Source organism: Yoonia sp. R2331 (assembly GCF_041103235.1).
GTDB lineage: Bacteria > Pseudomonadota > Alphaproteobacteria > Rhodobacterales > Rhodobacteraceae > CANMYO01.
Genome location: NZ_JBGCUN010000001.1, coordinates 2794046 through 2818234, shown reverse-complemented (window position 1 = coordinate 2818234; position 24189 = coordinate 2794046). Strand labels below are relative to the sequence as shown.

Annotated in this window: 28 protein-coding genes and 3 pseudogenes; 20 read left to right on the top strand and 11 right to left on the bottom strand. The window is 58.1% G+C overall.

The window, feature by feature from the left end:
- Positions 1-114: 114 nt before the first annotated feature.
- Positions 115-927, bottom strand: a complete 813-nt coding sequence (locus AB3Y40_RS14520) for an FkbM family methyltransferase (RefSeq protein WP_369439496.1) — start codon at positions 925-927, stop codon at positions 115-117.
- Positions 928-1285: 358 nt separating this feature from the next.
- On the opposite strand from AB3Y40_RS14520, the gene rplO reads away from it, so the two are divergent.
- The 7 genes from rplO to rplQ all read left to right on the top strand — a co-directional run bounded on the left by rplO (position 1286) and on the right by rplQ (position 6468).
- Positions 1286-1759, top strand: a complete 474-nt coding sequence (rplO, locus tag AB3Y40_RS14515) for a 50S ribosomal protein L15 (RefSeq protein WP_369439495.1) — start codon at positions 1286-1288, stop codon at positions 1757-1759.
- 101 nt (positions 1760-1860) lie between these two features.
- Positions 1861-3225 (top strand): preprotein translocase subunit SecY, encoded by a 1365-nt coding sequence (secY, locus tag AB3Y40_RS14510; protein ID WP_369439494.1) that lies wholly within the window; start codon positions 1861-1863, stop codon positions 3223-3225.
- Positions 3222-3812, top strand: coding sequence for an adenylate kinase (locus tag AB3Y40_RS14505; protein ID WP_369439493.1), 591 nt, complete (start codon positions 3222-3224; stop codon positions 3810-3812). Before secY ends, AB3Y40_RS14505 begins: the two co-directional genes overlap by 4 nt.
- 194 nt (positions 3813-4006) lie before the next feature.
- A complete protein-coding gene (gene rpsM, locus AB3Y40_RS14500) occupies positions 4007-4375 on the top strand; it encodes a 30S ribosomal protein S13 (protein WP_369439661.1) in 369 nt (122 codons plus the stop codon).
- Positions 4376-4387: 12 nt separating this feature from the next.
- The gene (rpsK, locus tag AB3Y40_RS14495; RefSeq protein ID WP_072902733.1) at positions 4388-4780 is read left to right on the top strand and encodes a 30S ribosomal protein S11; all 393 of its coding nucleotides are present in this window, start codon (positions 4388-4390) and stop codon (positions 4778-4780) included.
- A gap of 108 nt (positions 4781-4888) precedes the next feature.
- Entirely contained in the window at positions 4889-5905 is a 1017-nt protein-coding gene (locus tag AB3Y40_RS14490) for a DNA-directed RNA polymerase subunit alpha (protein WP_369439492.1), read from the top strand.
- A gap of 143 nt (positions 5906-6048) precedes the next feature.
- Positions 6049-6468, top strand: a complete 420-nt coding sequence (gene rplQ / locus AB3Y40_RS14485; protein ID WP_369439491.1) for a 50S ribosomal protein L17 — start codon at positions 6049-6051, stop codon at positions 6466-6468.
- 76 nt (positions 6469-6544) lie between these two features.
- On the opposite strand, the gene AB3Y40_RS14480 is transcribed toward rplQ, so the two are convergent.
- Positions 6545-6697: a hypothetical protein gene (locus tag AB3Y40_RS14480; protein ID WP_369439490.1), complete on the bottom strand. Its 153-nt coding sequence runs from the start codon at positions 6695-6697 to the stop codon at positions 6545-6547.
- A gap of 68 nt (positions 6698-6765) precedes the next feature.
- On the opposite strand from AB3Y40_RS14480, the gene AB3Y40_RS14475 reads away from it, so the two are divergent.
- From AB3Y40_RS14475 to AB3Y40_RS14425, 11 genes are all read left to right on the top strand, one after another.
- Complete coding sequence (locus AB3Y40_RS14475; RefSeq protein WP_369439489.1) at positions 6766-7377, top strand: autoinducer binding domain-containing protein; 612 nt, start codon at positions 6766-6768, stop codon at positions 7375-7377.
- 69 nt (positions 7378-7446) lie between these two features.
- A complete protein-coding gene (locus tag AB3Y40_RS14470) occupies positions 7447-8037 on the top strand; it encodes an acyl-homoserine-lactone synthase (protein WP_369439488.1) in 591 nt (196 codons plus the stop codon).
- Positions 8038-8076: 39 nt separating this feature from the next.
- A complete protein-coding gene (locus AB3Y40_RS14465; protein ID WP_369439487.1) occupies positions 8077-9396 on the top strand; it encodes a replication-associated recombination protein A in 1320 nt (439 codons plus the stop codon).
- 32 nt (positions 9397-9428) lie between these two features.
- Complete coding sequence (gene crcB, locus AB3Y40_RS14460; protein WP_369439486.1) at positions 9429-9812, top strand: fluoride efflux transporter CrcB; 384 nt, start codon at positions 9429-9431, stop codon at positions 9810-9812.
- The gene (locus AB3Y40_RS14455) at positions 9809-10861 is read left to right on the top strand and encodes an RluA family pseudouridine synthase (RefSeq protein ID WP_369439485.1); all 1053 of its coding nucleotides are present in this window, start codon (positions 9809-9811) and stop codon (positions 10859-10861) included. Before crcB ends, AB3Y40_RS14455 begins: the two co-directional genes overlap by 4 nt.
- Complete coding sequence (locus tag AB3Y40_RS14450; protein ID WP_369439484.1) at positions 10858-11523, top strand: HAD-IA family hydrolase; 666 nt, start codon at positions 10858-10860, stop codon at positions 11521-11523. Before AB3Y40_RS14455 ends, AB3Y40_RS14450 begins: the two co-directional genes overlap by 4 nt.
- Positions 11520-12230, top strand: coding sequence for an ATP12 family chaperone protein (locus tag AB3Y40_RS14445; RefSeq protein WP_369439483.1), 711 nt, complete (start codon positions 11520-11522; stop codon positions 12228-12230). The genes AB3Y40_RS14450 and AB3Y40_RS14445 overlap by 4 nt, the downstream gene beginning before the upstream one ends.
- Before the next feature lie 212 nt (positions 12231-12442).
- Complete coding sequence (locus AB3Y40_RS14440) at positions 12443-13462, top strand: amino acid ABC transporter substrate-binding protein (protein WP_369439482.1); 1020 nt, start codon at positions 12443-12445, stop codon at positions 13460-13462.
- Between the two features lie 129 nt (positions 13463-13591).
- Positions 13592-14830 carry an amino acid ABC transporter permease gene (locus tag AB3Y40_RS14435; RefSeq protein ID WP_369439481.1) on the top strand — a complete coding sequence of 413 codons (1239 nt, stop codon included), beginning with the start codon at positions 13592-13594 and terminating at the stop codon, positions 14828-14830.
- Between the two features lies 1 nt (position 14831).
- Positions 14832-16130, top strand: coding sequence for an amino acid ABC transporter permease (locus tag AB3Y40_RS14430; RefSeq protein WP_369439480.1), 1299 nt, complete (start codon positions 14832-14834; stop codon positions 16128-16130).
- Between the two features lie 16 nt (positions 16131-16146).
- The gene (locus AB3Y40_RS14425; protein WP_369439479.1) at positions 16147-16914 is read left to right on the top strand and encodes an amino acid ABC transporter ATP-binding protein; all 768 of its coding nucleotides are present in this window, start codon (positions 16147-16149) and stop codon (positions 16912-16914) included.
- Between the two features lie 54 nt (positions 16915-16968).
- Here AB3Y40_RS14425 and AB3Y40_RS14420 read toward each other — a convergent pair whose 3' ends face one another.
- From AB3Y40_RS14420 to AB3Y40_RS14395, 6 genes and pseudogenes are all read right to left on the bottom strand, one after another.
- Complete coding sequence (locus AB3Y40_RS14420; protein WP_369439665.1) at positions 16969-17202, bottom strand: ATP-binding cassette domain-containing protein; 234 nt, start codon at positions 17200-17202, stop codon at positions 16969-16971.
- 9 nt (positions 17203-17211) lie between these two features.
- A pseudogene (locus AB3Y40_RS14415) lies at positions 17212-17286 on the bottom strand (hypothetical protein); the annotation flags it as partial.
- Positions 17287-17872: 586 nt separating this feature from the next.
- Positions 17873-18325 (bottom strand): annotated as a pseudogene (locus AB3Y40_RS14410) (FadR/GntR family transcriptional regulator); the annotation flags it as partial.
- 105 nt (positions 18326-18430) lie between these two features.
- Positions 18431-18640, bottom strand: a pseudogene (locus AB3Y40_RS14405) (FadR/GntR family transcriptional regulator); the annotation flags it as partial.
- Between the two features lie 99 nt (positions 18641-18739).
- Positions 18740-19393, bottom strand: coding sequence for an OmpA family protein (locus AB3Y40_RS14400; protein WP_369439478.1), 654 nt, complete (start codon positions 19391-19393; stop codon positions 18740-18742).
- A gap of 122 nt (positions 19394-19515) precedes the next feature.
- Positions 19516-20352 (bottom strand): methylated-DNA--[protein]-cysteine S-methyltransferase, encoded by an 837-nt coding sequence (locus AB3Y40_RS14395; protein WP_369439477.1) that lies wholly within the window; start codon positions 20350-20352, stop codon positions 19516-19518.
- A gap of 61 nt (positions 20353-20413) precedes the next feature.
- On the opposite strand from AB3Y40_RS14395, the gene nth reads away from it, so the two are divergent.
- Positions 20414-21058 carry an endonuclease III gene (gene nth / locus AB3Y40_RS14390; RefSeq protein ID WP_369439476.1) on the top strand — a complete coding sequence of 215 codons (645 nt, stop codon included), beginning with the start codon at positions 20414-20416 and terminating at the stop codon, positions 21056-21058.
- Positions 21055-22044, top strand: coding sequence for an adenosine kinase (locus AB3Y40_RS14385; protein ID WP_369439475.1), 990 nt, complete (start codon positions 21055-21057; stop codon positions 22042-22044). The genes nth and AB3Y40_RS14385 overlap by 4 nt, the downstream gene beginning before the upstream one ends.
- Here the strand turns inward: AB3Y40_RS14385 and AB3Y40_RS14380 are convergent.
- The 3 genes from AB3Y40_RS14380 to AB3Y40_RS14370 all read right to left on the bottom strand — a co-directional run bounded on the left by AB3Y40_RS14380 (position 22022) and on the right by AB3Y40_RS14370 (position 24060).
- A complete protein-coding gene (locus tag AB3Y40_RS14380; RefSeq protein WP_369439660.1) occupies positions 22022-22729 on the bottom strand; it encodes a hypothetical protein in 708 nt (235 codons plus the stop codon). The two genes, AB3Y40_RS14385 and AB3Y40_RS14380, sit on opposite strands and share 23 nt — an antisense overlap.
- A gap of 114 nt (positions 22730-22843) precedes the next feature.
- Entirely contained in the window at positions 22844-23245 is a 402-nt protein-coding gene (locus AB3Y40_RS14375; protein WP_369439474.1) for a DUF3052 family protein, read from the bottom strand.
- On the bottom strand, positions 23242-24060 hold the full coding sequence (locus AB3Y40_RS14370) for a sulfotransferase family protein (RefSeq protein WP_369439473.1): 819 nt from the start codon (positions 24058-24060) through the stop codon (positions 23242-23244). The genes AB3Y40_RS14375 and AB3Y40_RS14370 overlap by 4 nt, the downstream gene beginning before the upstream one ends.
- Between the last annotated feature and the right edge of the window lie 129 nt (positions 24061-24189).

The following is a 24189-nucleotide window of genomic DNA, read 5'->3' as shown; positions in this document are numbered from 1 at the left end:
GCCGCATTCACCACGTCTGATGGCCCTTGGGTCAGCCGCGATGTGTATGGTTTGTGCATAGGGTGTGCATCGCCCATGTGCGATTTTCTTAACGGCGGTAACTGATTTTCAGGGTCATGACTGCGCCGGATTCAGAAACTTCGACCGGTCCTTGTTTGGTACGAACCAGAAATTCTCATCTGCAGACCGTCCCAGATCATCAAGCTCGGTCGCAGCCATATTTGCGGGCGTGAAACCCTCTGCGGTATTGGCCAACACGATGTAGTCCAGCGCTTTGAAAAAGCCGATCAGATCAGGCAGGCTGGCGCCGAAGCGATTGAAAACATGGTTGATTTCGCAGATGATGACCGGCTGCGCCTCTGCCAGTGTCTTTGCGAAACCTTTGAACGCAGGCAGCTCCATCCCTTCGATATCAATTTTGATCCAGGTCGGCGGTGGCAAGTCTTTGGCCGCGCGAAAGTCATCGAGGCGGACACATTCGACCTCCAGATCGCCGCTTTCGCTCAGATGGTTTGAGGATCGTTTGTCCGACGTCATCCGCACGGTTCCGGCTTGATCACCAACGGCAACCTGAAAAACACGGTCTTGCGCCAAGTTATTCAGCGCAAGATTCAGCAAAAGCTCCTTCGGTTGCGGCTCAAACGAATAGACCTTCAATCCCGCGACACGCCGTTGCGCGGTGATCGTGAAGACACCCCCATGCGCGCCGATGTCATAAAAGACGTCACCCGATTTCATCATTTGAAACAAGGCGTTACGCGTTGCGTTCTCGTTTTCTTCGGTCACGTCTAAATTGCCGGTCGCGCCGAACTTGCGGGCGTTATAGTGGAACAGCGCGCCTTCAAAAGCGGCGGCACTGCCGGATTTGCTGTTGCTGTAATGGGTGTTCGATCCATAGGCCCGCAGTACCGCGCGGTGAAGGGCCATGACGACGCCGTTCAGCAGACGAAAACTCAATTCCTTTAGTCTCAAACCAAAACCTCACACCAACAAAACCCAAGCTCACGAACTGTAGAGATCGCAAATTTAACGAGTCAACAAATTCTCGAACCGAGCCAGCGCCAATTTCCGTGAAAAGGCCCGCTGCGACGGGTATCACACGCATTCGGCTGACCTCAGGAAGACTCACGTTCTGTACGCCTCAAACAATTCCATCGCGGCTCTTGATCCGGTCCCTTGCCACCGCTATACGCGCGCAGTCGGGCTTTGATTTCCGACTCATTTGTAACGCCGTGTGCCCCATTTCCGTCGCTGGACGGGGTCTTCCGGCAAAAGGAGAAGCGACATGAAACTGAATGAACTGCGCGACAACGATGGCGCAACCAAGTCCAAGAAACGCATTGGCCGTGGTCCGGGTTCGGGCAAAGGTAAAATGGGTGGCCGCGGTATCAAAGGTCAGAAATCCCGTTCGGGCGTGGCGATCAAGGGTTATGAAGGCGGCCAGATGCCGCTGTACCAGCGCCTGCCGAAGCGCGGATTTAACAACATCAATTCAAAAACTTACGCCGTTGTGAACCTGGGCCTGATCCAGAAGTTCATCGACGCCAAAAAGATCGACGCTAAGAAAGACATCACCGAAGATGTGCTGGTCGAAAGCGGTCTGGTGCGGCGCAAGAAGGACGGTATCCGCGTTCTGGCCAAGGGCGAATTCACTGCCAAGGCCACCATCAGCGTGACCGGTGCCTCCAAGGGGGCCGTGGCCGCCGTGGAAAAGGCTGGCGGCTCACTGACCGTCACAACCCCGGCAGCGGCTGAGTAACGCCTTGTGAGCGGCCATGCGGTCGCTTACATAAGCATCTGATTTCCCAAACGCCGCGCCCGGGAAACCGTGGCGCGGTGTTTTCCTGACAAGGGGCACACATGGCATCCGCAGCAGAACAAATGGCCGCCAACATGAGCTGGGGCGCTTTCGGTAAAGCCACCGAACTGCGTCAGCGCATCTGGTTCACACTCGGCCTTCTGATCGTCTATCGCTTGGGCACCTATATTCCCGTTCCGGGCATTGACGGTGTTGAGTTGCGGGCGTTTATGGAAGACGCCGCCGCGGGGATCGGCGGCATCCTGTCGATGTTCACCGGGGGTGCGCTTAGCCGTATGGGCATCTTTGCCCTTGGCATCATGCCCTATATCTCGGCCTCGATTATCGTGCAGTTGCTTGGCTCCATGTGGGAACCACTCAAGCAGCTGAAAAAAGAGGGCGAACAAGGCCGCCGCAAGCTGAACCAATATACCCGCTATGGCACCGTGGTGCTGGCGACAGCACAGGCTTACGGCCTTGCCAAGTCATTGGAAGCGGGCGGTTTGGCCTCTGATCCGGGCCTCTTCTTTACGGCCTCCTGCGTCATTACCATCGTCGGCGGCACCATGTTCCTGATGTGGCTGGGTGAGCAGATCACCGCCCGCGGCATCGGCAACGGGATTTCGCTGATTATCTTTGTGGGCATTATCGCGGAAATCCCTGCGGCGCTTGCACAATTCCTGTCCCAGGGTCAGTCCGGCGCGATCAGCCCGGCGGTGATTGTGGGTGTGATCCTGATGGTCATTGCGACCCTGACCTTTGTGGTCTTCATGGAACGGTCACTGCGCAAGATCCACATCCAGTATCCGCGCCAGCAGCGCGGGATGAAGGTTTACGACGGATCAACCAGCCACCTGCCGATCAAGGTGAACCCTGCAGGCGTGATCCCGGCGATCTTTGCCTCTGCCCTGTTGCTGCTGCCAACCACGATCAGCACGTTCAGCGGCGGTTCCAATAGCCCGGTGATGTCGACCATTCTGGCCTACTTTGGCCCCGGTCAGCCTGCTTATCTGATCTTCTTCTCGGCGATGATCATCTTCTTTACCTATTTCTATACCAAGGAAGTAGCGTTCAAGGTTGATGACGTGGCCGACAACCTCAAGAACCAGAACGGCTTTATCCCCGGCATCCGTCCGGGCAAGAAGACGGCAGAATATCTTGACTACGTTGTGACCCGCGTCCTTGTTCTAGGCTCTGGCTATCTGGCGCTTGTTGCGCTGCTGCCGGAAATCCTCCGGGCGCAATTATCTATTCCTTTCTATTTTGGCGGTACCTCGGTTCTGATTATTGTGAGTGTGGGGATGGACACGATCCAACAAATCCAGTCACATCTGCTCGCCCATCAATACGAAGGGCTGATTGAGAAATCTCAGCTGCGCGGCAAGCGCGGTTCGGGTGCCAAAAAGAAAGGGCCTGCACGCCGATGAACATTATACTTTTGGGGCCTCCGGGCGCTGGCAAAGGCACGCAAGCACAGCGTTTGGTCGAAGAACGTGGCATGGTGCAACTGTCCACTGGTGATATGCTGCGCGCGGCACGCACCTCTGGCACTGAGATGGGCAGACGTGTGGCCGAGGTGATGGACCGCGGTGATCTTGTCACCGATGAGATCGTGATCGGCCTGATCCGCGAACAGCTTGAGGGCGATGCCGTGGATGGCGGCGGCTCTGGCGGCTTTATCTTTGACGGCTTCCCCCGGACTCTGGCCCAGGCCGACGCACTGGGTGCCTTGCTCAAAGAGCTGGATCAGCCGCTGGATCGCGTAGTCGAACTGCAAGTCAACGATGATGTGCTTGTTGACCGTATCGTCGGCCGCGCAAAAGAAGCCGCTGCTGCGGGTCAGCCCGTCCGTGCTGACGACAATGAAGAAAGCCTGAAAGTCCGGCTTTTGGCCTACTACAAACAGACCTCGCCGCTGATCGGCTACTACCACGCTAAAGGTGATTTGGTATCTGTGGACGGTCTGGCTAGCATGGATGACGTGGCCGCATCTATCCGTGATGTCTTGAAATAGCGGGCTGATTTGGTTGGGGGTTGACCCTGTGCTCACCCCGCCATAAATAGCGCCATCCCGCAAGGGAATCGCATGGGGTCGCGCCCCATTTGAACACCTAAATATGACGCAGCCCGGCGCCTTTCATAGCCCGGGCTTCCGTTGTGAAAAAAGGGTCTGGAATGACGGACCCGCAACGAAAAGGAATTGCACACGTGGCACGTATTGCCGGCGTAAACATCCCGACTGCAAAGCGGGTTCCAATCGCCCTCACCTACATCACCGGTATTGGCCAGACCACGGCCGAGAAAATCTGCAACGACACGGGCATCGAATTTGCCCGCCGCGTCAACGATCTGTCTGACGCCGAAGTTCTGAAGATCCGTGAATACATTGATGAAAACCTGACCGTCGAAGGCGACCTGCGCCGCGATACTCAGATGAACATCAAGCGTCTGATGGACCTGGGCTGCTACCGTGGCCTGCGCCACCGTCGTAACCTGCCCGTCCGCGGTCAGCGCACGCACACCAACGCACGCACCCGCAAAGGCCCTGCAAAGGCCATTGCCGGTAAGAAGAAATAAGGAGACGCACCAATGGCACGTGATACTCGCCGTGGGGGCAAGCGTAAGGTCTCCAAGAACATTGCAGCCGGAGTTGCACACGTAAACTCCAGCTTCAACAACACTAAAATCCTGATCTCTGACGTGCAGGGCAACGCCATTTCATGGTCGTCTGCTGGCACCATGGGCTTCAAGGGCTCTCGGAAATCCACACCTTATGCCGCCCAGATGGCTGCAGAGGATGCGGGCAAGAAAGCACAAGAGCACGGCGTCAAGACGCTGGAAGTCGAAGTGCAGGGCCCCGGTTCCGGTCGTGAAAGTGCGCTGCGCGCGCTTGCGGCAGTTGGTTTCAACATCACCTCGATCCGTGATGTGACCCCAATGGCCCACAACGGTTGCCGCCCGCCAAAGCGTCGCCGCGTCTAATCACCCCAACGCCTTGGGGCCTGTGGTTTTGCCACGGCCCCAATCCGTCATTTTAACCTCGGGCGTTTGCCTTTTTGGACATGAAGGCAGACAGGAATGGAGGGACATATGATCCACAAGAACTGGGCTGAACTGATCAAGCCAACACAGCTTGAAATCAAACCGGGTAACGATCCTGCACGTCAGGCCACCGTCATTGCCGAACCGCTGGAGCGCGGCTTTGGTCTGACGATGGGCAACGCGCTGCGCCGTATCCTGATGTCGTCGCTGCAAGGTGCCGCGATCACCGCGGTGCAGATCGACAACGTGCTGCATGAGTTTTCATCCGTGGCCGGTGTGCGTGAAGACGTCACCGACATCGTGCTGAACCTCAAAGGTGTGGCGATCCGGATGGAAGTCGAAGGCCCCAAGCGGCTGAGCGTTCAGGCCAATGGCCCGGGCGTTGTGACCGCTGGTGACATCTCCGAGACGGCTGGCATCGAGATCCTGAACAAGGATCACGTGATCTGCCACCTCGACGATGGCGCTGACCTTTACATGGAACTGACCGTCAACACCGGGAAGGGCTATGTGTCTGCCGACAAGAACAAGCCGGAAGACGCGCCCATCGGCATGATGTCGATCGACGCGATCTACTCGCCCATCAAGAAAGTCAGCTATGACGTGCAGCCGACCCGTGAAGGTCAGGTGCTCGACTATGACAAGTTGACCATGAAGGTCGAAACCGATGGCTCGATCACGCCGGATGATGCGGTGGCCTATGCCGCGCGGATCCTGCAGGACCAGCTGTCGATCTTCGTCAACTTTGATGAGCCCGAAAGCGCCAGCCAGGGGTCCGACGACGATGGCCTCGAATTCAACCCGCTTCTGCTGAAGAAGGTTGATGAGCTGGAGCTGTCCGTGCGGTCCGCAAACTGCCTGAAGAACGACAATATCGTATATATTGGCGATCTGATCCAGAAGACCGAAGCCGAAATGCTGCGCACGCCGAACTTTGGCCGCAAATCCTTGAACGAAATCAAGGAAGTGCTGTCCGGCATGGGTCTGCACCTTGGCATGGATGTCGAAGATTGGCCGCCAGACAACATCGAAGATCTGGCCAAGAAATTCGAAGACCAGTTCTAAGACAGTGGGCCAGACTTTTTGAAAAAGTCTGGTCCAAATCCTTCGAAGGATTTGGCTCCTTCACCCGGGCAATCCCGCCCCAACAACGGAGTTGGCGTCACCGCAGCGTCATCCCACATATAAAACGTAATGGAGACTTTGATATGCGTCACGCACGTGGTTACCGCCGCCTCAACCGCACACATGAGCACCGTAAGGCGCTGTTTGCGAACATGGCAGGCTCGCTCATTGAACATGAGCAGATCAAGACAACTTTGCCCAAGGCAAAAGAACTCAAGCGCGTCATCGAAAAGCTGGTGACACTTGGCAAGCGCGGCGATCTGCACGCCCGCCGTCAGGCCGCGTCCCGCCTCAAGCAGGACCAGTATGTCGCGAAGTTGTTCGACGTCCTTGGTCCGCGCTACAAGGATCGTCAGGGCGGTTATGTCCGCGTTCTGAAGGCGGGCTTCCGCTATGGTGACATGGCCCCGATGGCGATCATCGAATTCGTGGATCGCGACATTGATGCCAAAGGCGCCGCTGATAAGGCTCGTCTGGCCGAAGTTGACGCAGCGGAAGAGTAATCTCACCGCGGCTTTTGAAGAATGACAAAAGGCCCTGTCACTGACAGGGCCTTTTTGTTTGCAGATGCGATTTCTGCTAATCGGGGTCTTTTTGGTCCAGCGGGTCCTGATCTTTTGGTTTTATTGACTTTTTTGGTGTCTTCTGCGGTGGAAACAGGAACGACCGCAACGCTCTCAACTGACCTTTTGTCAGTTGCTGCAATCGTTGCCAAATGTCCTGTTCCGCCATGTCGCGGCTCCTTGCTGATTGGCGCAATTTACGGTTGACGGCTTCACAGGCAACTTGTCTAAAAAGATATGTCCATTCAGTCTGTTATAGAATTTCACACGCGCAAACTGTCCTACTGCGCCCCGGATGGGTTTTTCTTTGCATTGCACATTCGCTTTGCGTTGCCGCTTTTGCACCACCAGACCTACCCCGAAGGATGGACCAATCTTTACACCGAACAGGCCTTCGCTCTGCGTGACCCGATTATCGCCTGGGGCTTCAGCCAGGAAGGCATGACGCGCTGGTCTGAAATCGGCATCCCGGATCCGTTTGATATCCTGGGGCAGGCGAAACAGTTTGATATGAACTACGGCTTTGCGGTTTCGACCGGCCCGATCAACTCGCGGTCGATCGCGTCAGCGTCGCGCCCGGACCGTGAATTTAATGACGATGAGATGATCGAGTTCAACAAGATCATCCAGCAACTGCATGTTGCAACGGAACCGCCCAAGTCGCTGACTGATGCGCAGGTGGCGGCACTGCGTCTGATTGCCGATGGCGACCGACATGCCGCTGCGGCAGCTAAACTGGGGATCTCGGAAAGTGCCCTAAAGGCAAGGCTTTCTGCGGCGCGCAACAGCCTGCTGGCACGCACCACGGCAGAGGCGATTCAGCGGGCGCGCGACTACCGCCTGCTTTGAAACCATTCCTTATTTAAACCGGTTAGTTTAACCCTAGAAGGACGTTAACTACTCAACCGGAGAAGCCCTATGCAGGCCACCACACTCTCTTTTGCGAACATCCACAACCATGGCGAGTTGTTTGCAAATGTACTTCGCGCACGCCGCGAGTCCTTTATCGTCAAGAACAAATGGGATTTGCCCCAAACTATGGGGATGGAATACGACCAGTACGACACGCCACAATCCCGCTGGCTAGCCGTACATGATGACACGGGCCGTGTTCTTGCCGGGGTCCGCCTGACGCCGACGACGGCGCAATGCGGAATCTACAGCTACATGATCAAGGACGCACAGAACGGGTTACTCGACTCGATCCCCACCGACCTTCTGTATGATGACGCGCCTGTCGACGAAGCCACCTGGGAAGTCACCCGGGGGTTCGTTGCCAACGATATCCCGACCAGCATCAGACGCAAGGTGCATCTGCGCCTCGTGCATCAGATGCTGCGGACCAGCCGGGAAGAAGGGATCGGGCGTCTGCTCGCGCTGCTGCCCTCGAACTGGAGCCGTTGGAGCGCGCGTTGCCAGCTTGAAATGAAGGCTGCCGGGCGCAACATGAACATGGGTGGCATTGATTATCAGGCTGTCTGGATCGACTTTTCGACCCAGTTGCACTGATGCTTTGCCAAGCTCCTGCTGGCAGCATAGAACCCGGCTATGGCCGATCTGTTCGATGCTGCACCGTCCACGACACCACCCAGCGGTCCGCGACCGCTGGCCGACCGCTTACGGCCTGCAAGGTTGGCGGATGTCATCGGGCAAGAACAGGTGCTTGGCCCAGAGGCGCCGCTTGGCGCAATGCTGGCCGCCGGGTCGTTGTCCTCACTTATCCTGTGGGGGCCGCCCGGCGTCGGCAAGACGACGATTGCGCGACTTCTCGCTTCTGAGACGGATCTGCATTTCGTCCAGATCAGCGCGATCTTCACAGGCGTCCCCGATCTGCGCAAAGTCTTTGAAGCGGCCCGCATGCGGCGCGGCAATGGCAAGGGCACCTTGCTGTTTGTCGATGAAATTCACCGCTTTAACAAAGCCCAGCAAGACGGGTTCCTGCCCCATATGGAAGACGGAACGATTCTCTTGGTTGGGGCCACAACAGAGAACCCAAGCTTTGAATTGAACGCCGCCGTCCTGTCACGGGCGCAGGTTCTGGTGCTTAATCGGCTGAATTCCGCCGATCTGGAACGGCTTGCGCAACGGGCTGAGGCAGAGCTGGATCGCGCCCTGCCGTTGGATGATGCCGCGCGCACGGCCCTGATCGAGATGGCCGATGGCGACGGACGGGCGCTCTTGAATCTGATCGAACAGGTCACCGCCTGGACCGACGACAAGGTGCTGACCACCGAGACGCTGACCACCCGGTTGATGAAACGGGCGACGAAATACGACAAATCCGGTGACGAGCACTACAACCTGATTTCGGCCCTGCACAAATCGGTCCGCGGCTCTGACCCGGATGCCGCGCTTTACTGGTATGCTCGGATGCTCAAAGGCGGCGAAGACCCGCGCTATCTGGCACGCCGGATCACGCGCATGGCGGTCGAGGATATCGGCCTCGCTGATCCACAGGCGCACCGCGTCTGTCTGGACGCCTGGGAAACCTACGAACGGCTTGGCAGCCCCGAAGGCGAATTGGCGCTGGCACAGGCCGTGACCTATCTGGCACTCGCGCCGAAATCCAACGCAGGCTACGTGGCCTACAAGGCTGCGATGATTGCCGCCACCAGCACCGGGTCCGAACCGCCGCCCAAACATATCCTGAACGCCGCCACATCATTGATGAAGGATCAGGGCTATGGTGCGGGCTATGCCTATGATCACGACGCCGAAGACGGATTTTCCGGCCAGAACTATTTTCCCGACGGGATGGACCGCGACACATATTATCAGCCGGTGGATCGTGGGTTTGAACGGGATCTGAAGAAGCGCGTCGATTATTTCAACGGGTTACGTGACAAGCGCAACGCCGCCAAGAATTGACATCCCCGCCACAGCGGGCCAAGGGATGCGCCATGTTGATGACATTGGGACAAGTGGCCATTGGTGGCGCGATCGGGGCCAGCCTGCGCTTTTTGTGCGGGATGTGGATATTGCGCGCCTTGCCGGTGGGTTTCGGGTTTCCGGTCGCAATCATTTCGGTCAATGTTGTGGGCTCGTTTTTGATGGGGCTGTTTGTGGTCTGGTCGTTCCAACGCGGCATGGGGCACCTGAATCCCTTCGTGATGACCGGGCTGTTGGGCGGGTTCACGACCTTTTCGGCCTTCTCGCTCGAGGCGTTCACGCTGTTTGAAAAAGGGCAAATCGGGGCCGCCGGGGTCTATGTCGCCTCTTCGGTCCTGCTGTCCCTCCTCGGCCTGATGGCAGGCGTAATGATCGCAAGGGGGCTCTGGGCATGAGCGGCGTGCAGACACGGGTCATTGGCCCTGACGATGGCGACCAGCGGGTGGACCGTTACCTGCGGCGGCTGTTTCCGCATCTCACGCAGGGGCGCATCGAAAAGATGTGCCGTAAGGGCGAGCTGCGCGTTGACGGCGGCCGGGTCAAGACCAACACCCGGCTTGAAACGGGCCAGACGATCCGCATCCCACCGCTGCCGTCCGAAGCAGAGGTAGAGGCCGCGCGTGCCTTGCAAAAGCACGGCGTGACCAAAGCAGACGCCAAGCTGATCCAGTCCTGCGTGATTTACCGCGATGAGCATATCATCGCGATCAACAAGCCCCCCGGTCTTGCGACGCAAGGCGGCTCCAAGACCACACGCCACGTGGATGGTATGGCCGAGGCGCTGACATTTGGCATGGAAGAAAAGCCCCGTTTGGTGCACCGGCTAGATAAAGATACCTCTGGCGTGCTGCTGCTGGCGCGCACGCGCCTGATGGCCAAGCAGTTGACCGAGAACCTCAAGCATCACGCGACGCGCAAGATCTATTGGGCGGCCATCGCCGGTGTGCCGCATCCGCGCGCGGGCACGATCAAATACGGACTGGTAAAGGCACCGGGCCACGGGCGCGGTGGAGAGAATGAGAAAATGCGCTGCGTGCATCCGCGCGACGTCGACAGCACCGAAGGGGCCAAGCGCGCCACCACAGATTACGCGGTGATGGACAAGCTGGCCAACCGCGCCGCCTGGGTCGCACTTGTGCCGATCACCGGCCGCACCCATCAGCTGCGCGCCCATATGGCCGAGATCGGGCACCCGATCATCGGCGATGGCAAATACGGCGGGTCGAGCCAGGAAAACCTGGGCGATGGCTGGGGCGCGGGCATGGGTGAAGAAATCGGGCGCAAGATGCACCTGCACGCGCGGTCCCTGACAATCGAACACCCCGCCACCGGGGCGACCCTGCATCTGACAGCCCCCTTGCCGGACCACATGACCCACACCTGGGACTATGTCGGCTGGCACGTCAGCCACGCGCCGGTTGACCCCTTCAACATGCCCGAATGACCGACCTGCGTCTGGTCATATTTGATGTCGACGGCACGCTGGTCGATAGCCAGGACATGATCTTTGCCGCCTTCGCATTTGCTTACGAAGGGCAGGGGCTGCCGGTGCCCGACCGGACCCATGCGCTGTCCTTTGTGGGCATGTCGCTTGACCTGATCTTCCCCCGCCTGTCGCCGGACCTGACGCCCGATCAGCACAAGGGCCTGATCCAGGGCTACCGCGACGCCTATTTCCACATCCGCGAAACCTGCGGCAGCAATGCGACGTCGCCCTTCTTTCCCGGCGCGCGCGCGGCACTGGATAACCTGCGCGCGCAAGACTGGACGCTGCTGGCCGTAGCCACCGGAAAATCCAAGCGCGGGCTGGACAAGCTGATCGAAGGCCATGCCCTGCAGGGCTATTTCATCAGCGAGCAAACGGCTGATTTTCACCCCTCCAAACCGCACCCTTCGATGATCCAGGCGGCGATGGCGGACGCGGGCGTTGCGGCCGCCCAGACCGTCATGGTGGGCGACACCAGCTATGACATGGACATGGGCCGGGCCGCCGGGGTCAAGACCATCGGCGTGACCTGGGGCTACCATGACGCGGGCACCCTTGACGCCGATCGCTTGATTGATGATTTCGCCGACCTGACAAAAACCGTGGATGAGTTGATATGAGCGATTGGGCCGCCAAACGATTCTGGGACGCCGCCAGCGTTGCGCCCGCTGATGGCGGGTTCACCGTGCATCTGGATGCGCGGCCTTTGCGCACACCGGGCAAGTCCGCGCTGATCGTGCCGACACATGACATGGCCTCCGCAATTGCCGCGGAATGGGACGCACAAACCGGCAAAATTGATCCCAACACCATGCCGGTGACCCGTGCCGCCAATTCGGCGATCGAAAAGGTGATGTCGCAGAAAGACGCGGTGATTGATGAACTGTCGGGCTACGGTAAAAGCGATCTAATTTGCTATCGCGCCACCGGACCAGAGGCGCTGATCGACCAGCAAAAGGCTGCTTGGGACCCTTGGCTGGCCTGGGCGGCCAACGCGCTTGACGCGACGCTGGTCACAACGCAGGGCGTGATGCCGGTGGACCAACCTGCCGCTGCCATTGCCCGCCTGCGCGACGCTGTGGCGCAGATGGATGCCTTCCAGCTTGCTGGATTCCACGAATTGGTCACGATTTCGGGCTCACTGGTGCTGTCGCTTGCGGTCACGGCGGACAAGCTTTCACCGCAAGAGGCATGGGACCTCAGCCGCGTGGACGAGCTTTGGCAGATATCACAATGGGGCGAGGACGAAGAGGCATCAGCCCACGCGGCACGCAAATGTCAGGCTTTTCTGGCTGGTGCGCGATTCTTTCAATTGTGCTTGACGTAAGGGCGGCTCGCCCTGTCGTTGAACAATCGTGAAAAATCCTGCGTTTTCTGCACGATTAGGTCCGGTTTGATCCAGTCGTGCCCTTGACCTTGGGTCGAACTTTCCTTCACTCTGTATCCACTGGGGATCACTCTCCCCTTTCGCAACGTTTGCCCGCAAAGGGCGACATACCACTGTCCCCGCCCGGGGCAGAAACTCAGGAAGAGGTAAAAATGAAAAAAACCGTATTCTTCGGCGCGCTGGCTGTTGCTGGTCTGTCCGCAGGTGCTGCCGCTGCCGGCACGCTCGATGACGTGAAGGCACGTGGCACATTGAACTGTGGCGTGACCACCGGTCTGGTGGGCTTTGCCGCCCCTGACGCGAATGGCGTCTGGGAAGGCTTTGACGTCGGCGTTTGCCGTGCTGTTGCCGCTGCTGTTCTGGGTGACCAGAATGCTGTTGAATTCATCCCGACCACCGGCAAGACCCGCTTTACAGCGCTTGCTTCGGGTGAAATCGACATGCTGGCCCGTAACACCACATGGACATTCAGCCGTGACGTCGACCTGAAGTTCGAATTCGTCGGCATCAACTACTACGACGGTCAGGGCTTCATTGCACCCAAAGCACTGGGTGTGTCATCGGCCAAAGATCTCGATGGCGCGACCGTCTGTGTGCAGACCGGCACCACAACAGAGCTGAACCTGGCCGACTTCTTCCGGTCCAACAACATCTCTTATGAGCCTGTGCCGATTGAAACCAACGCAGAAGGTCAGCAGCAGTACCTTGCCGGTGCTTGCGACGTTTACACCACTGACGCATCCGGTCTGGCTGCGACACGTGCTACGTTCGAAAACCCCGGCGATCACATTCTGCTGCCTGAAATCATCTCCAAAGAGCCGCTGGGCCCACTGGTCCGCCACGGCGACAACGACTGGGGTGATGTGGTGCGCTGGACACTGAACGCGCTGATCACAGCAGAAGAGCTGGGCGTGACATCTGCCAACATCGAAGAACTGGCAGCTGCACCAACCAACAACCCGGAAATCAACCGCTTGCTGGGCACCGATGGTGAACTGGGCGCGATGCTGGGTCTGGACGCTAACTGGGCCATGATGGCCATCAAGGCTGGCGGCAACTACGGTGAGCTGTTTGAAAAGAACATCGGTGAGAACACACCGATTGGTCTGGCACGTGGCCTGAACGCCATGTGGACCGAAGGCGGGCTGATCTACTCGCCTCCTTTCCGCTAAGACCGGAAACACACGAAAGGGCGCGGCAATGGCCGCGCCCTTTTACCACAAGCCAACAGAATTCCCGATCAACCTACAGACGGCCATCCAACGAGCCGCTGATGTGATCGGACCAGTGGGGAAAACATTATGAGTGCGATCACAGACCCACCACAGGGGTCATTCCGCCTTTCGATGCTCATCAACGATACGCGGTATCGTTCATACACATTCCAAGCCGTCGCAGCCATCGTTCTTGCTTGCTGCCTTGGCTTCTTTTATCTCAATGTCAGTACCAATCTGGCCGCGGCCGGGTTGAACATTTCTTATGATTTTCTCGGCTCTCCTGCCGGTTATGACATCAACCAGCGCCTGATCGAGTATGATAGCCAATCCTCCAACGCACGTGCGGCGATGGTTGGCATCCTCAATACATTGCTGGTGGCGTTTCTGGCCTGTGTGACAGCAACCGTGTTCGGCGTTCTCGCCGGTGTGTTGCGGCTGTCCAACAACTGGCTCGTGCGCAAGCTGATGTCCTTTTATGTTGAGATCTTCCGCAACATCCCGGTGCTGATCTGGATCCTGATTATCTTCACGATCATGATTGCCGTGCTCCCTGGGCCGCGGTCATTCCGCGGTGATGAGCCCGAAGCGCGCATGTTGTTCGACCTTTTTGCCTTTACCAATCGCGGTGTCTATACGCCCGGGCCCTACTTTACTCGTGGGCTTGGTGCCGAAGGCAACGGCGGCATCAATTGGTTGATTGTGATCGGTGTTCTGGTCGCATCCTTCTTTGCCACACGCGCCGTCACCGCCCGCGCCAATGCCACGCAAGAGGCGACCGGCATTCGCCCCAACACGCTGTGGACAAACCTTGCGATCTGGTTCCTGCCTGTGATCGTTGTGCTCTTTGCACTGGGCCTCAAGTGGGAAATCCCCGAACTCAAGGGCTTTAACTTTGCTGGCGGCATCAAGGTCGGCGGTCCGTTGATCGCCCTTTGGTTCGCGCTGTCGATCTACACCGGCGCTTTCATCGCTGAAAACGTGCGTGCGGGTATTCAGGCCGTGTCCAAAGGCCAGACCGAAGCGGCTGGCGCGCTGGGCTTGCGTCCGGGCCGGATCATGTCGCTGGTGGTGCTGCCACAGGCGCTGCGGGTGATCATCCCGCCGCTGATCTCGCAGTACCTCAATATCACCAAAAACTCGTCCCTCGCGATTGCCGTGGGGTACGCTGACATCACTGCGACTCTGGGCGGCATCACGCTGAACCAGACCGGTCGCGCGATCGAATGCGTGCTGTTGCTGATGCTCTTCTATCTCACGATCAGCCTGCTGATCTCGACGTTCATGAACATCTACAACAACGCCGTAAAGTTGAAGGAGCGCTAGGATGGCTGATACGCAAACCAATGCCGTTTCTTACGTGCGCACCGAAACCCTGCCGGAACTTGATCCGCCAGCGGCAGAGCGTGGCATCGTCAAGTGGATGCGCGAGAATCTGTTTTCGACCGTCCCCAATGCGATCCTGACCTTGCTCGCAATCGCGGTCATCTACGCGATCCTCAGCAAGGCCTTGCCGTGGATTCTGGGAGGCGTCTGGACAACCAGCAGCCTTTCGGAATGCCGTGAAGTTCTGGATGGCGCGACGGGGGCCTGTTTCTCTGTCCTGACAGAACGTTGGAACCAACTGATGTTCGGCTTTGTCTACCCGTCGGATCAATACTGGCGGCCAACACTGGCGTTCGTTCTGCTGTTTGTTGCAGCAGCACCGGTTATGTTCTTTGACCTGCCACGCAAGATGCTGATCTTCACAGCACTCTTTCCGTTTATCGCCTACTACCTGATCTGGGGCGGAACGATCCTTGTGCCGATCCTGGCCCTTCTGGGCGTGGTTGGGGGCGTGATGGTCTACCGCAAACTGGTACAGGGCAGCTTTGCCATGGGCTTTTTCGGGGGGCTGCTCGCCGCAGTAGTGATCTGGGTCATCGGCGGCATGCTGATCCCCGACGGCGCGAACGACACCGCCGCCCTGCAAGCAGTGCCTAGCCGTGATCTAGGTGGCTTTATGCTCAATATGATGCTGGGCGTGGTCTGTGTGTCGCTGTCGATCCCGCTGGGGATTGCCTTGGCGCTGGGCCGCCAGTCGTCGATGCCGTTGATCAAATGGATGTGCGTGATCTTCATCGAGTTCATCCGTGGTGTACCGCTGATCACCTTGCTTTTCGTGGCGTCGGTGATGCTGGCGTATCTGTTCCCTCCGGGGACCACGACAGACCTGTTCCTGCGGGTGGTGATCATGATCACCATGTTCTCTTCGGCCTATATCGCCGAGGTGATCCGGGGTGGCCTCGCTGCCCTGCCAAAGGGCCAATACGAAGCCGCTGACAGCCTTGGTCTGGACTATGCCCAGGCCATGCGTCTGATCATCCTGCCGCAAGCGCTCAAGATTTCCATTCCGGGGATCGTGAACATCGCCGTGGGTCTGTTCAAAGACACCACGCTGGTCTCGGTCATTTCGATGTTCGACGTCGTGGGCATGATCCGTGGCCCGCTGTCTGCGGCGACCGAATGGAACGGTATCTATTGGGAACTCTACGGCTTTGCCGCCCTGCTGTTCTTTGTCGTCTGCTACGGCATCTCACAATACTCACAATGGTTGGAGCGTCGTCTCGCAACCGACCACCGTTAATCAAGGAGACACTCCTATGGCTGAAGCCGCTCAAATGCAGGTCTCTGACGAGATCGCCATCACCATCGACAACATGAACAAGTGGTACGGTACGTTCCACGTGCTGCGTGACATCAACCTGACCGTGAACCGGGGCGAACGCATCGTGATCTGTGGCCCTTCGGGGTCGGGTAAATCCACACTGATCCGTTGCATCAACGCGCTGGAAGAACACCAGCAGGGCAAGATCACAGTGGACGGCACCTTGCTGTCCTCGGACCTCAAGAACATCGACAAGATCCGGTCAGAGGTCGGCATGTGCTTTCAGCACTTCAACCTTTTCCCGCATCTGACGATCCTTGAAAACTGCACGCTGGCGCCGATCTGGGTCCGCAAGACACCCAAGAAGGAAGCCGAAGAAACGGCGATGCATTTCCTTGAAAAGGTGAAAATCCCGGATCAGGCGAACAAGTACCCCGGACAGTTGTCCGGTGGTCAGCAGCAGCGTGTGGCAATCGCCCGCAGCTTGTGTATGCGTCCGCGCATCATGCTCTTTGACGAACCCACCTCGGCGCTTGACCCCGAGATGATCAAAGAAGTGCTGGATACGATGATCGAGCTGGCCGAAGAGGGCATGACCATGCTCTGCGTCACGCACGAGATGGGCTTTGCCCGTCAGGTCGCCAACCGCGTGATCTTTATGGATCAGGGCCAGATCGTTGAACAGAACGAACCAGAAGAGTTCTTCAACAACCCCAAATCCGAGCGGACCCAGCTGTTCCTCAGCCAGATCCTCGGCCACTAACGGGGACGGATCTTCGTCGAAAATTCGGGGCCGTCGCATAAAGCGGCGGCCCTTTCAGGTATGACAGTTTGAATGTCCGTGGGCTTTCACTGCGCCATCGCGCAACATCACAAGCTGATCCGCGAACATCGACGCAACGTTAAGCTCGTGCAGCACCACAACGACGGTCCGGCCCCTGTCCTGTGCGATTGATCGCAGCAGGGGCAAGACGTCGATTTGGACCTTCAGATCAACGAACGTGGTTGGTTCATCCAGCAACAGGATATCGGTGTCCTGGGCGAGGATCATAGCAATCCAACAACGCTGCCGCTGCCCGCCTGGCAAAGTCATTACAGGCAGTTCCGCAAAGGCCGTTACATCGGCGGGCTTCATTGCCTCCTCGACTGTCTTTGCATCAACGGCGGACCATTGCCGCTATAGCGTCTGATATGGAAACCGCCCTTGGGTGACCAATCCGCGGACGGTCAACCCTTCTGGCGCAACAGGCCCGTGCGGCAAAAGCGATAGTGTCAATGCCAGCGGCTTCGTTGGGATGCTTTGAAGTGGGGCACCATCAATAGTTATGGCGCCCGACATGGTCGGCAGTACGCGGGACAACGCCTTAAGCGAGGTGGATTTACCGCACCGATGGATATGTCTGTCACGATGGCAGACGTGCCGTAGCCGACGCCGACGGATGTCGCCTCTACCTGACAGGATGCGAGAACCATAGATTGGCCCACTTTAAAACTGGCGTTCTTCATCGACCTGATCCAACCGTTGTTAACGGGTTCGATTGGGTCGCAAATTTTAGCCTTACCTCCTCAACCTCCGCGTATTTTCGGTTCGAAGAGTTTTCTTGCGCAGCAAAAGCGTGCCAAACACGACCTCGAAGGGATGCTGCGCCTGCAATGTAGGCAATCCGAAAGTCGGACTTGTCCGTAACGCCACCCTTCGGCCTCTGTGACGAAGCGCTAACCTAGCGCTTGTTTTCGATCTCAAACCGTTTCTTGGCGTAGACCTCATTCTTGTCGGCTTTTTGCTGACCGAAAAGCGCGGATTCGACAAAGGTCAGGTGGCTTTCCACGGCGGCCCGCGCGGCGGCTGGATCGCGGGATTGCAGGGCGTCGTTGATGGCACGGTGCTGGTCCAGCAGTTGGTCGCGGGTTAGACGCTGCTTGAACATGACAGAGCGGTTGTAGAACACGCCTTCGCGCAGCAGTTGGTACATCGACCGCATCATGTGCAGCATGACGATGTTGTGGCTCGCCTCGATGATCGCAAGGTGGAAGTCGGCGTCCAGCTGCGCCTCATCCTCTGGGTTTCGCTTTTGGTGGGCGGTTTCCATCTTGCCAAAGATCGCATCGATCACTTGCAGATCTGTGTCGCTGGCAAAGCGCGCGGCGCGCTCTGCGGCGAGACCCTCCATATCGCGGCGAAAGCTGATGTAGTCGAAAACAGCAGAGTCGTGCGTGGCAAACATGGTCACAAGGGCAGGGGCAAAGGCGCTGCCTAAGACATCGGCCACAAAGACGCCTGCCCCCGCTTTCGAGGTCAGCAACCCCCGCTCTTGCAGGTCGGCAAAGGCTTCTCTCAAGGAGGGACGAGACACGCCCATCCGGTCGGACAGTTCACGTTCTGATGGCAGGCGTTCACCAGGGCGCAAGATGCCACGCAGGATCAATTCCTCGATCTGGCGGATTACACCATGGGACAGTTTTTGCTGTGCGACGGGTTCAAAGGGCATTGCGCGCTCCGGTTGATTGGTCATTTTATATGACCAATTTTGGCGCACCGCAACATAAAGGGGGCCGCGTTGCGACCCCCGTTGTTGCATGAGACCAGATCAGTTGGGTGTGATCACCACTTCGACACGACGGTTCTCGGCGCGGCCCGCGTCGGTGAGGTTGGTGGCGATCGGTGCATCTTCGCCGCGCCCGATCGAGCGGATGCGCGATGGTGAGACGCCTGCGTTGATCAGCACCGATGACACGGCCTGCGCGCGGCGTTGGGACAGATCAAAGTTGAACGCCGCTTCGCCCACGTTATCGGTGTGGCCGATCACGTTGACGGTCGAATTCGGGTAGCGCTGCAGCGAATTGGCCAGTGTAAAGAGGTTGTTCTGCGCAACCGGCGACACGGCCGTCGAATTGGTGGCGAAGGTGATCGCCTCTGGCAATGTCACAGTCAGGTTGTTGCCATTGTTGACGATGCCGACGTTGCTGCCCAACTGCTGGCGCAGCTCTTCTTCCTGTTGGTCAAGTGCGTTGCCGATCCCTGCGCCGATGCCTGCGCCTACTATCGCGCCCAAAGCGGCTTGGCGTCGACGTTCGCCCTTGTTGTCGCCGGTCGCGGCCCCCACCAGCGCACCAAGCGCGGCGCCCGCAGCAGCACCCGACCGGGCGTTTTGATTGTCATTTGGGCCACCTGTGCCGGCGCAGGCCGTGACAAAGGCCAAAGAGCCAGCAGCGAGAACGAGGTTCATTCGTGAAAAAGTCATGGGGAGGTTTCCGTCCGTAAAGCGCAAATCAGCGCGGTTGTTGTGCCCAACCTATGCCGGAATAGTCCCTGATATCCAATAACGCAGGTGCAATGGGCAAATTTTTGCCCGCTGCTATGGAATTACGCCACCGCGTCGGCGCGCGCGGATTCCCATGCCAATAGGGCGCGTTTGACGGGCAATCCCCAGTGATAGCCGCCCAAAGCACCCGATTTCCGCAAGGCGCGGTGGCAGGGGATCAGATATCCCACCGGGTTGCGGCCCACGGCTGTTCCGACCGCGCGCACGGCCTTGGGGTTGCCGATGGATTTGGCGATTTCGCCATAGGTCGTGACCTGTCCTGGGGGGATGTGCAGCAACGCCTCCCACACCTTGAGTTGGAAGGGCGCGCCGATCATATGCAACTTGGCCTCGCCCCGCATGCTGAAGGCGGCTTCGACCCAAGGGGCCAAAGGTGCGCTGTCTTCGACAAAAGTGGCATTGGGCCAGCGCTTTTGCAGGTCCTGCAGGGCGGCGACCTCGCCCGCTTCTGCCGCGAAGCCCAAGCCGCAAATGCCCTTGTGAGTGCCCATCACCAAAGCCGGGCCAAAGGGGCTGTCAAACCGGCCCCAGGTGATGGTCAGGCCAGCACCGCCTTGGGCGTAGTCGCCAGGTGTCATCGCTTCCCACCGCAGGAAAAGGTCATGCAACCTTCCGCTGCCGGACAAGCCAACCTCTGCCGCGGTGTCCAGCGTCGTGAAATGGTCCCGCAGCAGGCTGCGCGCGTGGTCGAGTTTGAGGTATTGCTGATAGCGCTTGGGTGACACGCCAACCCATGTGGTGAACACCCGTTGAAAGTGCGCGGGACTCATCTGCATGTCAGCGGCAAGGTCGGTCAGGCTGATCGTGCCTTCGGCTGCATCAATCGCGTCAATCGCGCGCCGCATGACCTGATAATGATATGACTGTTCTTGTTCCATGGCCCTAACCTAGGGGCGCGCTGCATTGCAGGCGACCCGGAAATTGCGCATACCGTGCCACATGGCAAAGCAGCTAGATTACCACGCGATCCGCGCGATCTTTGAACGCTTCCGCGAAAGCGACCCAGAACCCAAGGGCGAGCTTGAGCATGTGAACGTCTACACACTGGTGGTGGCCGTGGCCCTATCGGCGCAGGCCACAGATGCGGGCGTGAACAAGGCGACACGCGCTTTGTTCAAGGTGGCCGATACACCGCAAAAGATGCTGGACCTTGGGCTTGATGGGCTGACCGAGCACATCAAGACAATTGGGCTGTTCCGTCAGAAGGCCAAAAACGTCATGAAGATGAGCCAGATCCTTGTCGATGACTACGGTGGCGTCGTGCCCAATTCACGCGCGGCGCTGCAATCACTGCCCGGTGTCGGGCGCAAGACGGCCAATGTGGTACTGAACATGTGGTGGGGCCAGCCTGCACAGGCGGTGGACACGCATATCTTTCGCGTCGGCAACCGCACGGGCATAGCGCCAGGCAAGAACGTCGATGTTGTGGAACGCGCGATTGAGGACCATATCCCGGCCGATTTTCAGCTGCATGCCCATCACTGGCTAATCCTGCATGGGCGCTATACATGCGTCGCCAGAAAACCGAAATGCGCGGTCTGTATCATCCGCGATCTCTGCCCTTTTGAGGAAAAAAACCTATGAGTGCTTACGATGTGATTGGGATCGGCAACGCGATTGTCGACGTGATTTCCTCTGCCGAGGATACGTTTCTGGACCATATGGGCATCGAAAAAGGGATCATGCAGCTGATCGAACGCGACCGGGCAGAGGTGCTTTATGCCGCGATGACTGACCGGACCGAAACACCGGGCGGTTCGGTTGCCAATACAATTGCGGGGCTTGGCGGATTGGGCCTGTCGACGGCGTTTATCGGCAAGGTGAAGGACGATGCACTTGGCCGCTTTTATGCGAAAGGCATGGAAGACGCAGGGACAGCTTTCCCGAACGCACCGACACCCGCTGCAGAGGCGCCAACCTCACGCTCGATGATTTTTGTGTCGCCCGATGGTGAGCGGTCGATGAATACCTATTTGGGCGCCGGTGCCGACATCAGCAGTGCAGATGTGGCACCCGATGTTTTTGCGGCCAGCAAGGTGCTGTTCCTGGAGGGATATCTGTTCGACAAGGACGAAGGGAAGACAGCCTTTGCCGCCGCCGCGCAGCAGATGCGCGCCGCTGGTGGCAAGTCTGGGATTACCTTGTCTGACCCGTTCTGCGCAGACCGGCATCGCGCGGACTTCAAACGCCTGATCACGGAAGAAATGGATTTTGTGCTGGGCAATGCCGCGGAATGGACCACGCTTTACGAGACCGACGATCTTGCCTCCGCGTTGGAACAAGCCGCAGCGGTTTGCGAAACGGTTGTTTGCACCTGTTCAGGCGATCCGGTGATCCTGATCTCGGGTGATGAACGCGCCGAGGTGCCGGTCACAAAAGTTGTGCCGGTGGATGCCACAGGCGCGGGGGACCAATTTGCCGCCGGGTTCCTTTACGGGTTCGTCACGGGCCGGTCGCTTGCGGATTGCGGGCGCATGGGGGTTGTGTCAGCGGCAGAGGTGATTGGCCACGTTGGCCCGCGCCCTGCGACCGATATGACGCAATTGTTCAGGGATGCCGGGCTGCTTTGAGCCAAAGCGCATCAAGCGCGTCGATCTCTTCCACATCAAAGCGGTCTTCTTCTTTCCAATACTTGCCAGATGGCACGACATAGCCAAGCCGCTCTTCCGCGGCCTTGGCGGCCCGCGTCTCTGCGTTGTTGTAGGGCGCGGCTTCGACGCTTGTCAGCTCATTTGGCTGGTGGCGCGGAAAGATCAGGGTGCTGTCATCGGTGGACAAGTTGACCATGGCGCAGCCATTCTGTGCGGCGATGTGCATCAGCCGCGCAGACTTTGCGGATAAGTCGCGCAGGGTCACATCCTTGCGCAAGGGATCAGGTGTGCCTTTACCGTAGAAATGGGTCTTGTCCGCGTCGGGATAGACCATGTCACACCCCAGCATCGCGATCACCGACGGCTTTAGCGCCCCCAGCGCCCAGTAAGCCGCGGTAAAGGCCATCGTGCCACCGGCATAGACAAAGCCGCCAAAACGGTTCTGGATCGGCACGTAAGTATCTGCCGTGATGATCTGTTGACTCGCCGCCAAGGCAATTGGTTGCCGCTCAGCAGGGAAGTCGCTGGGGTGGATCAGATAGTCCCAATCAGGGCGCACGGCCCAGGCGTTGTTGATCGCTACGATCTTGTCAAATGGCGCGCGCGGCCAGTCACGGCAAGCCGTCACAGCAGGGCCAGAGCCCAGAATGAGCACGATCGACATTCCCAATTGCCCCTGATTGGTGCGTTTGAACACAAGCGCGCTTGGACATTTCCAACCGGGCGGTGTTGTCATCACTTTAATCCTAGGGGCGGGCCATGGAAAATCAAACTTCCGCTAGCGCAATTCCTTGCGGATCATCAGTTTGAGCCCGGACCAAACCTCGGTCACGGCGCAGACCTTCACATCCACGAGGCCTATCGGCAGCGCGACCTCTCTGATCGTGTCTTCGATGACTTCTGTTGGCACTTTGGACGTCTTCTTGGGCCAACTGACCCAGATCATGCCATCGCGCGCCATGGTCGATAGGCGGGCGGTCAGCACTTCCTCAAGCTCTGCTCGGAGCGTCGTGAAAAGATGGACAAAGTCCTGATCTGCAACGGCCCCCCAATTCACAACCGGCGATCCTGACAAGAGATGATGGGAATAACTATCAGGCGGGTTTATCACTTCTGCAGCCATTCCGTCTTTCAGGCCCAGCTTTTTCCAAAGCGGGGTGCCTGAATATCCGGCTGTCATTCGCCCAGCTTGGCGTGAACTTCGTGCAGGTCAATTTCGCCCACGGGCATCTTGTTGCCGGGGTTTTCAAAGTCGTATTTGAACAGCTGGAAATCTTTCTTGTAGATTTCATAGACCAGATGCATCGACAGATCGTCGAAATAGTCCTCGACCGGGTGCTGGCGTTTCGGTCCGTGGCCCTCGCTTTCGTTGAAGCGGGGGATCGCCGACAGATCGACCGGGTGCGGCGTGTCGATCTTGTCGAGCACCTGCTGCATCCCGTCATTGAAGCTTTCGGTCCAGAAAATCTTATCATAGCGGCCGCCGTTCACGATGAACGTGCTGATATGGCCAGACATTGCGGACCAATGAATGTCAGGTTCCATCGGGCGGCGCCAGCGGATGGTATCGCGCGCAAACAGCAAAAAGCGGCGGAAGGATTTGATCTGATCGAATTCAAAGCCGGTTTCGGGGTCACCCACCTCGATCCCGTATTTCTGGATCAGAAGTGGCACAAGGTTGCCGCGATACCTGCGACCATTGCGCTGAATGCCACAAATCTTGTCAAAGAAGGATGACAGGATGCGGGTGTAGGGGTTTCGCACGCAGGTAAAGGCATAGGAATTATGCGCTTTGACGTTCGCGCTGATCACCGGCTGGCTTTCATCCATCGCCCACTTGTGCATGCCATGCTTGGCGTCGTGAATGTCGCCGTCAAAGAACGCGCCGTGGTCAGAATAGAACATGATCTGACCGATGGTCGAGCAGGCGCATTTCGGGACGACCCGATACACCACACTTTCACTTTCTGTCATCCACGTGCCGGGGAAACCCATGAACCGAACCCTCCGCGTCAGGGAACACAGGTGCCTGACATCTACGTCATTCTATTAGTTGACCCTGAAAAGCAAAGAAACCCTGTATATTCAATGTCTGTTCACGCTATGACGTGTAAACAATAGTGC

Coding starts and splice junctions, on each gene's coding strand:
- rplO (WP_369439495.1), top strand. CDS start 1,286: ATGAAACTGAATGAACTGCGCGACAACGATGGCGCAACCAAGTCCAAG.
- AB3Y40_RS14370 (WP_369439473.1), bottom strand. CDS start 24,060: ATGGGTTTCCCCGGCACGTGGATGACAGAAAGTGAAAGTGTGGTGTAT.
- AB3Y40_RS14520 (WP_369439496.1), bottom strand. CDS start 927: ATGGCCCTTCACCGCGCGGTACTGCGGGCCTATGGATCGAACACCCAT.
- AB3Y40_RS14455 (WP_369439485.1), top strand. CDS start 9,809: ATGAGCGGCGTGCAGACACGGGTCATTGGCCCTGACGATGGCGACCAG.
- AB3Y40_RS14440 (WP_369439482.1), top strand. CDS start 12,443: ATGAAAAAAACCGTATTCTTCGGCGCGCTGGCTGTTGCTGGTCTGTCC.
- AB3Y40_RS14420 (WP_369439665.1), bottom strand. CDS start 17,202: ATGATCCTCGCCCAGGACACCGATATCCTGTTGCTGGATGAACCAACC.
- secY (WP_369439494.1), top strand. CDS start 1,861: ATGGCATCCGCAGCAGAACAAATGGCCGCCAACATGAGCTGGGGCGCT.
- AB3Y40_RS14385 (WP_369439475.1), top strand. CDS start 21,055: ATGAGTGCTTACGATGTGATTGGGATCGGCAACGCGATTGTCGACGTG.
- AB3Y40_RS14470 (WP_369439488.1), top strand. CDS start 7,447: ATGCAGGCCACCACACTCTCTTTTGCGAACATCCACAACCATGGCGAG.
- AB3Y40_RS14375 (WP_369439474.1), bottom strand. CDS start 23,245: ATGACAGCCGGATATTCAGGCACCCCGCTTTGGAAAAAGCTGGGCCTG.
- AB3Y40_RS14380 (WP_369439660.1), bottom strand. CDS start 22,729: ATGTCGATCGTGCTCATTCTGGGCTCTGGCCCTGCTGTGACGGCTTGC.
- nth (WP_369439476.1), top strand. CDS start 20,414: ATGGCAAAGCAGCTAGATTACCACGCGATCCGCGCGATCTTTGAACGC.
- AB3Y40_RS14480 (WP_369439490.1), bottom strand. CDS start 6,697: ATGGCGGAACAGGACATTTGGCAACGATTGCAGCAACTGACAAAAGGT.
- AB3Y40_RS14435 (WP_369439481.1), top strand. CDS start 13,592: ATGAGTGCGATCACAGACCCACCACAGGGGTCATTCCGCCTTTCGATG.
- AB3Y40_RS14445 (WP_369439483.1), top strand. CDS start 11,520: ATGAGCGATTGGGCCGCCAAACGATTCTGGGACGCCGCCAGCGTTGCG.
- AB3Y40_RS14505 (WP_369439493.1), top strand. CDS start 3,222: ATGAACATTATACTTTTGGGGCCTCCGGGCGCTGGCAAAGGCACGCAA.
- AB3Y40_RS14395 (WP_369439477.1), bottom strand. CDS start 20,352: ATGGAACAAGAACAGTCATATCATTATCAGGTCATGCGGCGCGCGATT.
- AB3Y40_RS14475 (WP_369439489.1), top strand. CDS start 6,766: ATGTCCATTCAGTCTGTTATAGAATTTCACACGCGCAAACTGTCCTAC.
- AB3Y40_RS14465 (WP_369439487.1), top strand. CDS start 8,077: ATGGCCGATCTGTTCGATGCTGCACCGTCCACGACACCACCCAGCGGT.
- AB3Y40_RS14400 (WP_369439478.1), bottom strand. CDS start 19,393: ATGACTTTTTCACGAATGAACCTCGTTCTCGCTGCTGGCTCTTTGGCC.
- crcB (WP_369439486.1), top strand. CDS start 9,429: ATGTTGATGACATTGGGACAAGTGGCCATTGGTGGCGCGATCGGGGCC.
- AB3Y40_RS14425 (WP_369439479.1), top strand. CDS start 16,147: ATGGCTGAAGCCGCTCAAATGCAGGTCTCTGACGAGATCGCCATCACC.
- AB3Y40_RS14490 (WP_369439492.1), top strand. CDS start 4,889: ATGATCCACAAGAACTGGGCTGAACTGATCAAGCCAACACAGCTTGAA.
- rplQ (WP_369439491.1), top strand. CDS start 6,049: ATGCGTCACGCACGTGGTTACCGCCGCCTCAACCGCACACATGAGCAC.
- AB3Y40_RS14450 (WP_369439484.1), top strand. CDS start 10,858: ATGACCGACCTGCGTCTGGTCATATTTGATGTCGACGGCACGCTGGTC.
- rpsK (WP_072902733.1), top strand. CDS start 4,388: ATGGCACGTGATACTCGCCGTGGGGGCAAGCGTAAGGTCTCCAAGAAC.
- AB3Y40_RS14430 (WP_369439480.1), top strand. CDS start 14,832: ATGGCTGATACGCAAACCAATGCCGTTTCTTACGTGCGCACCGAAACC.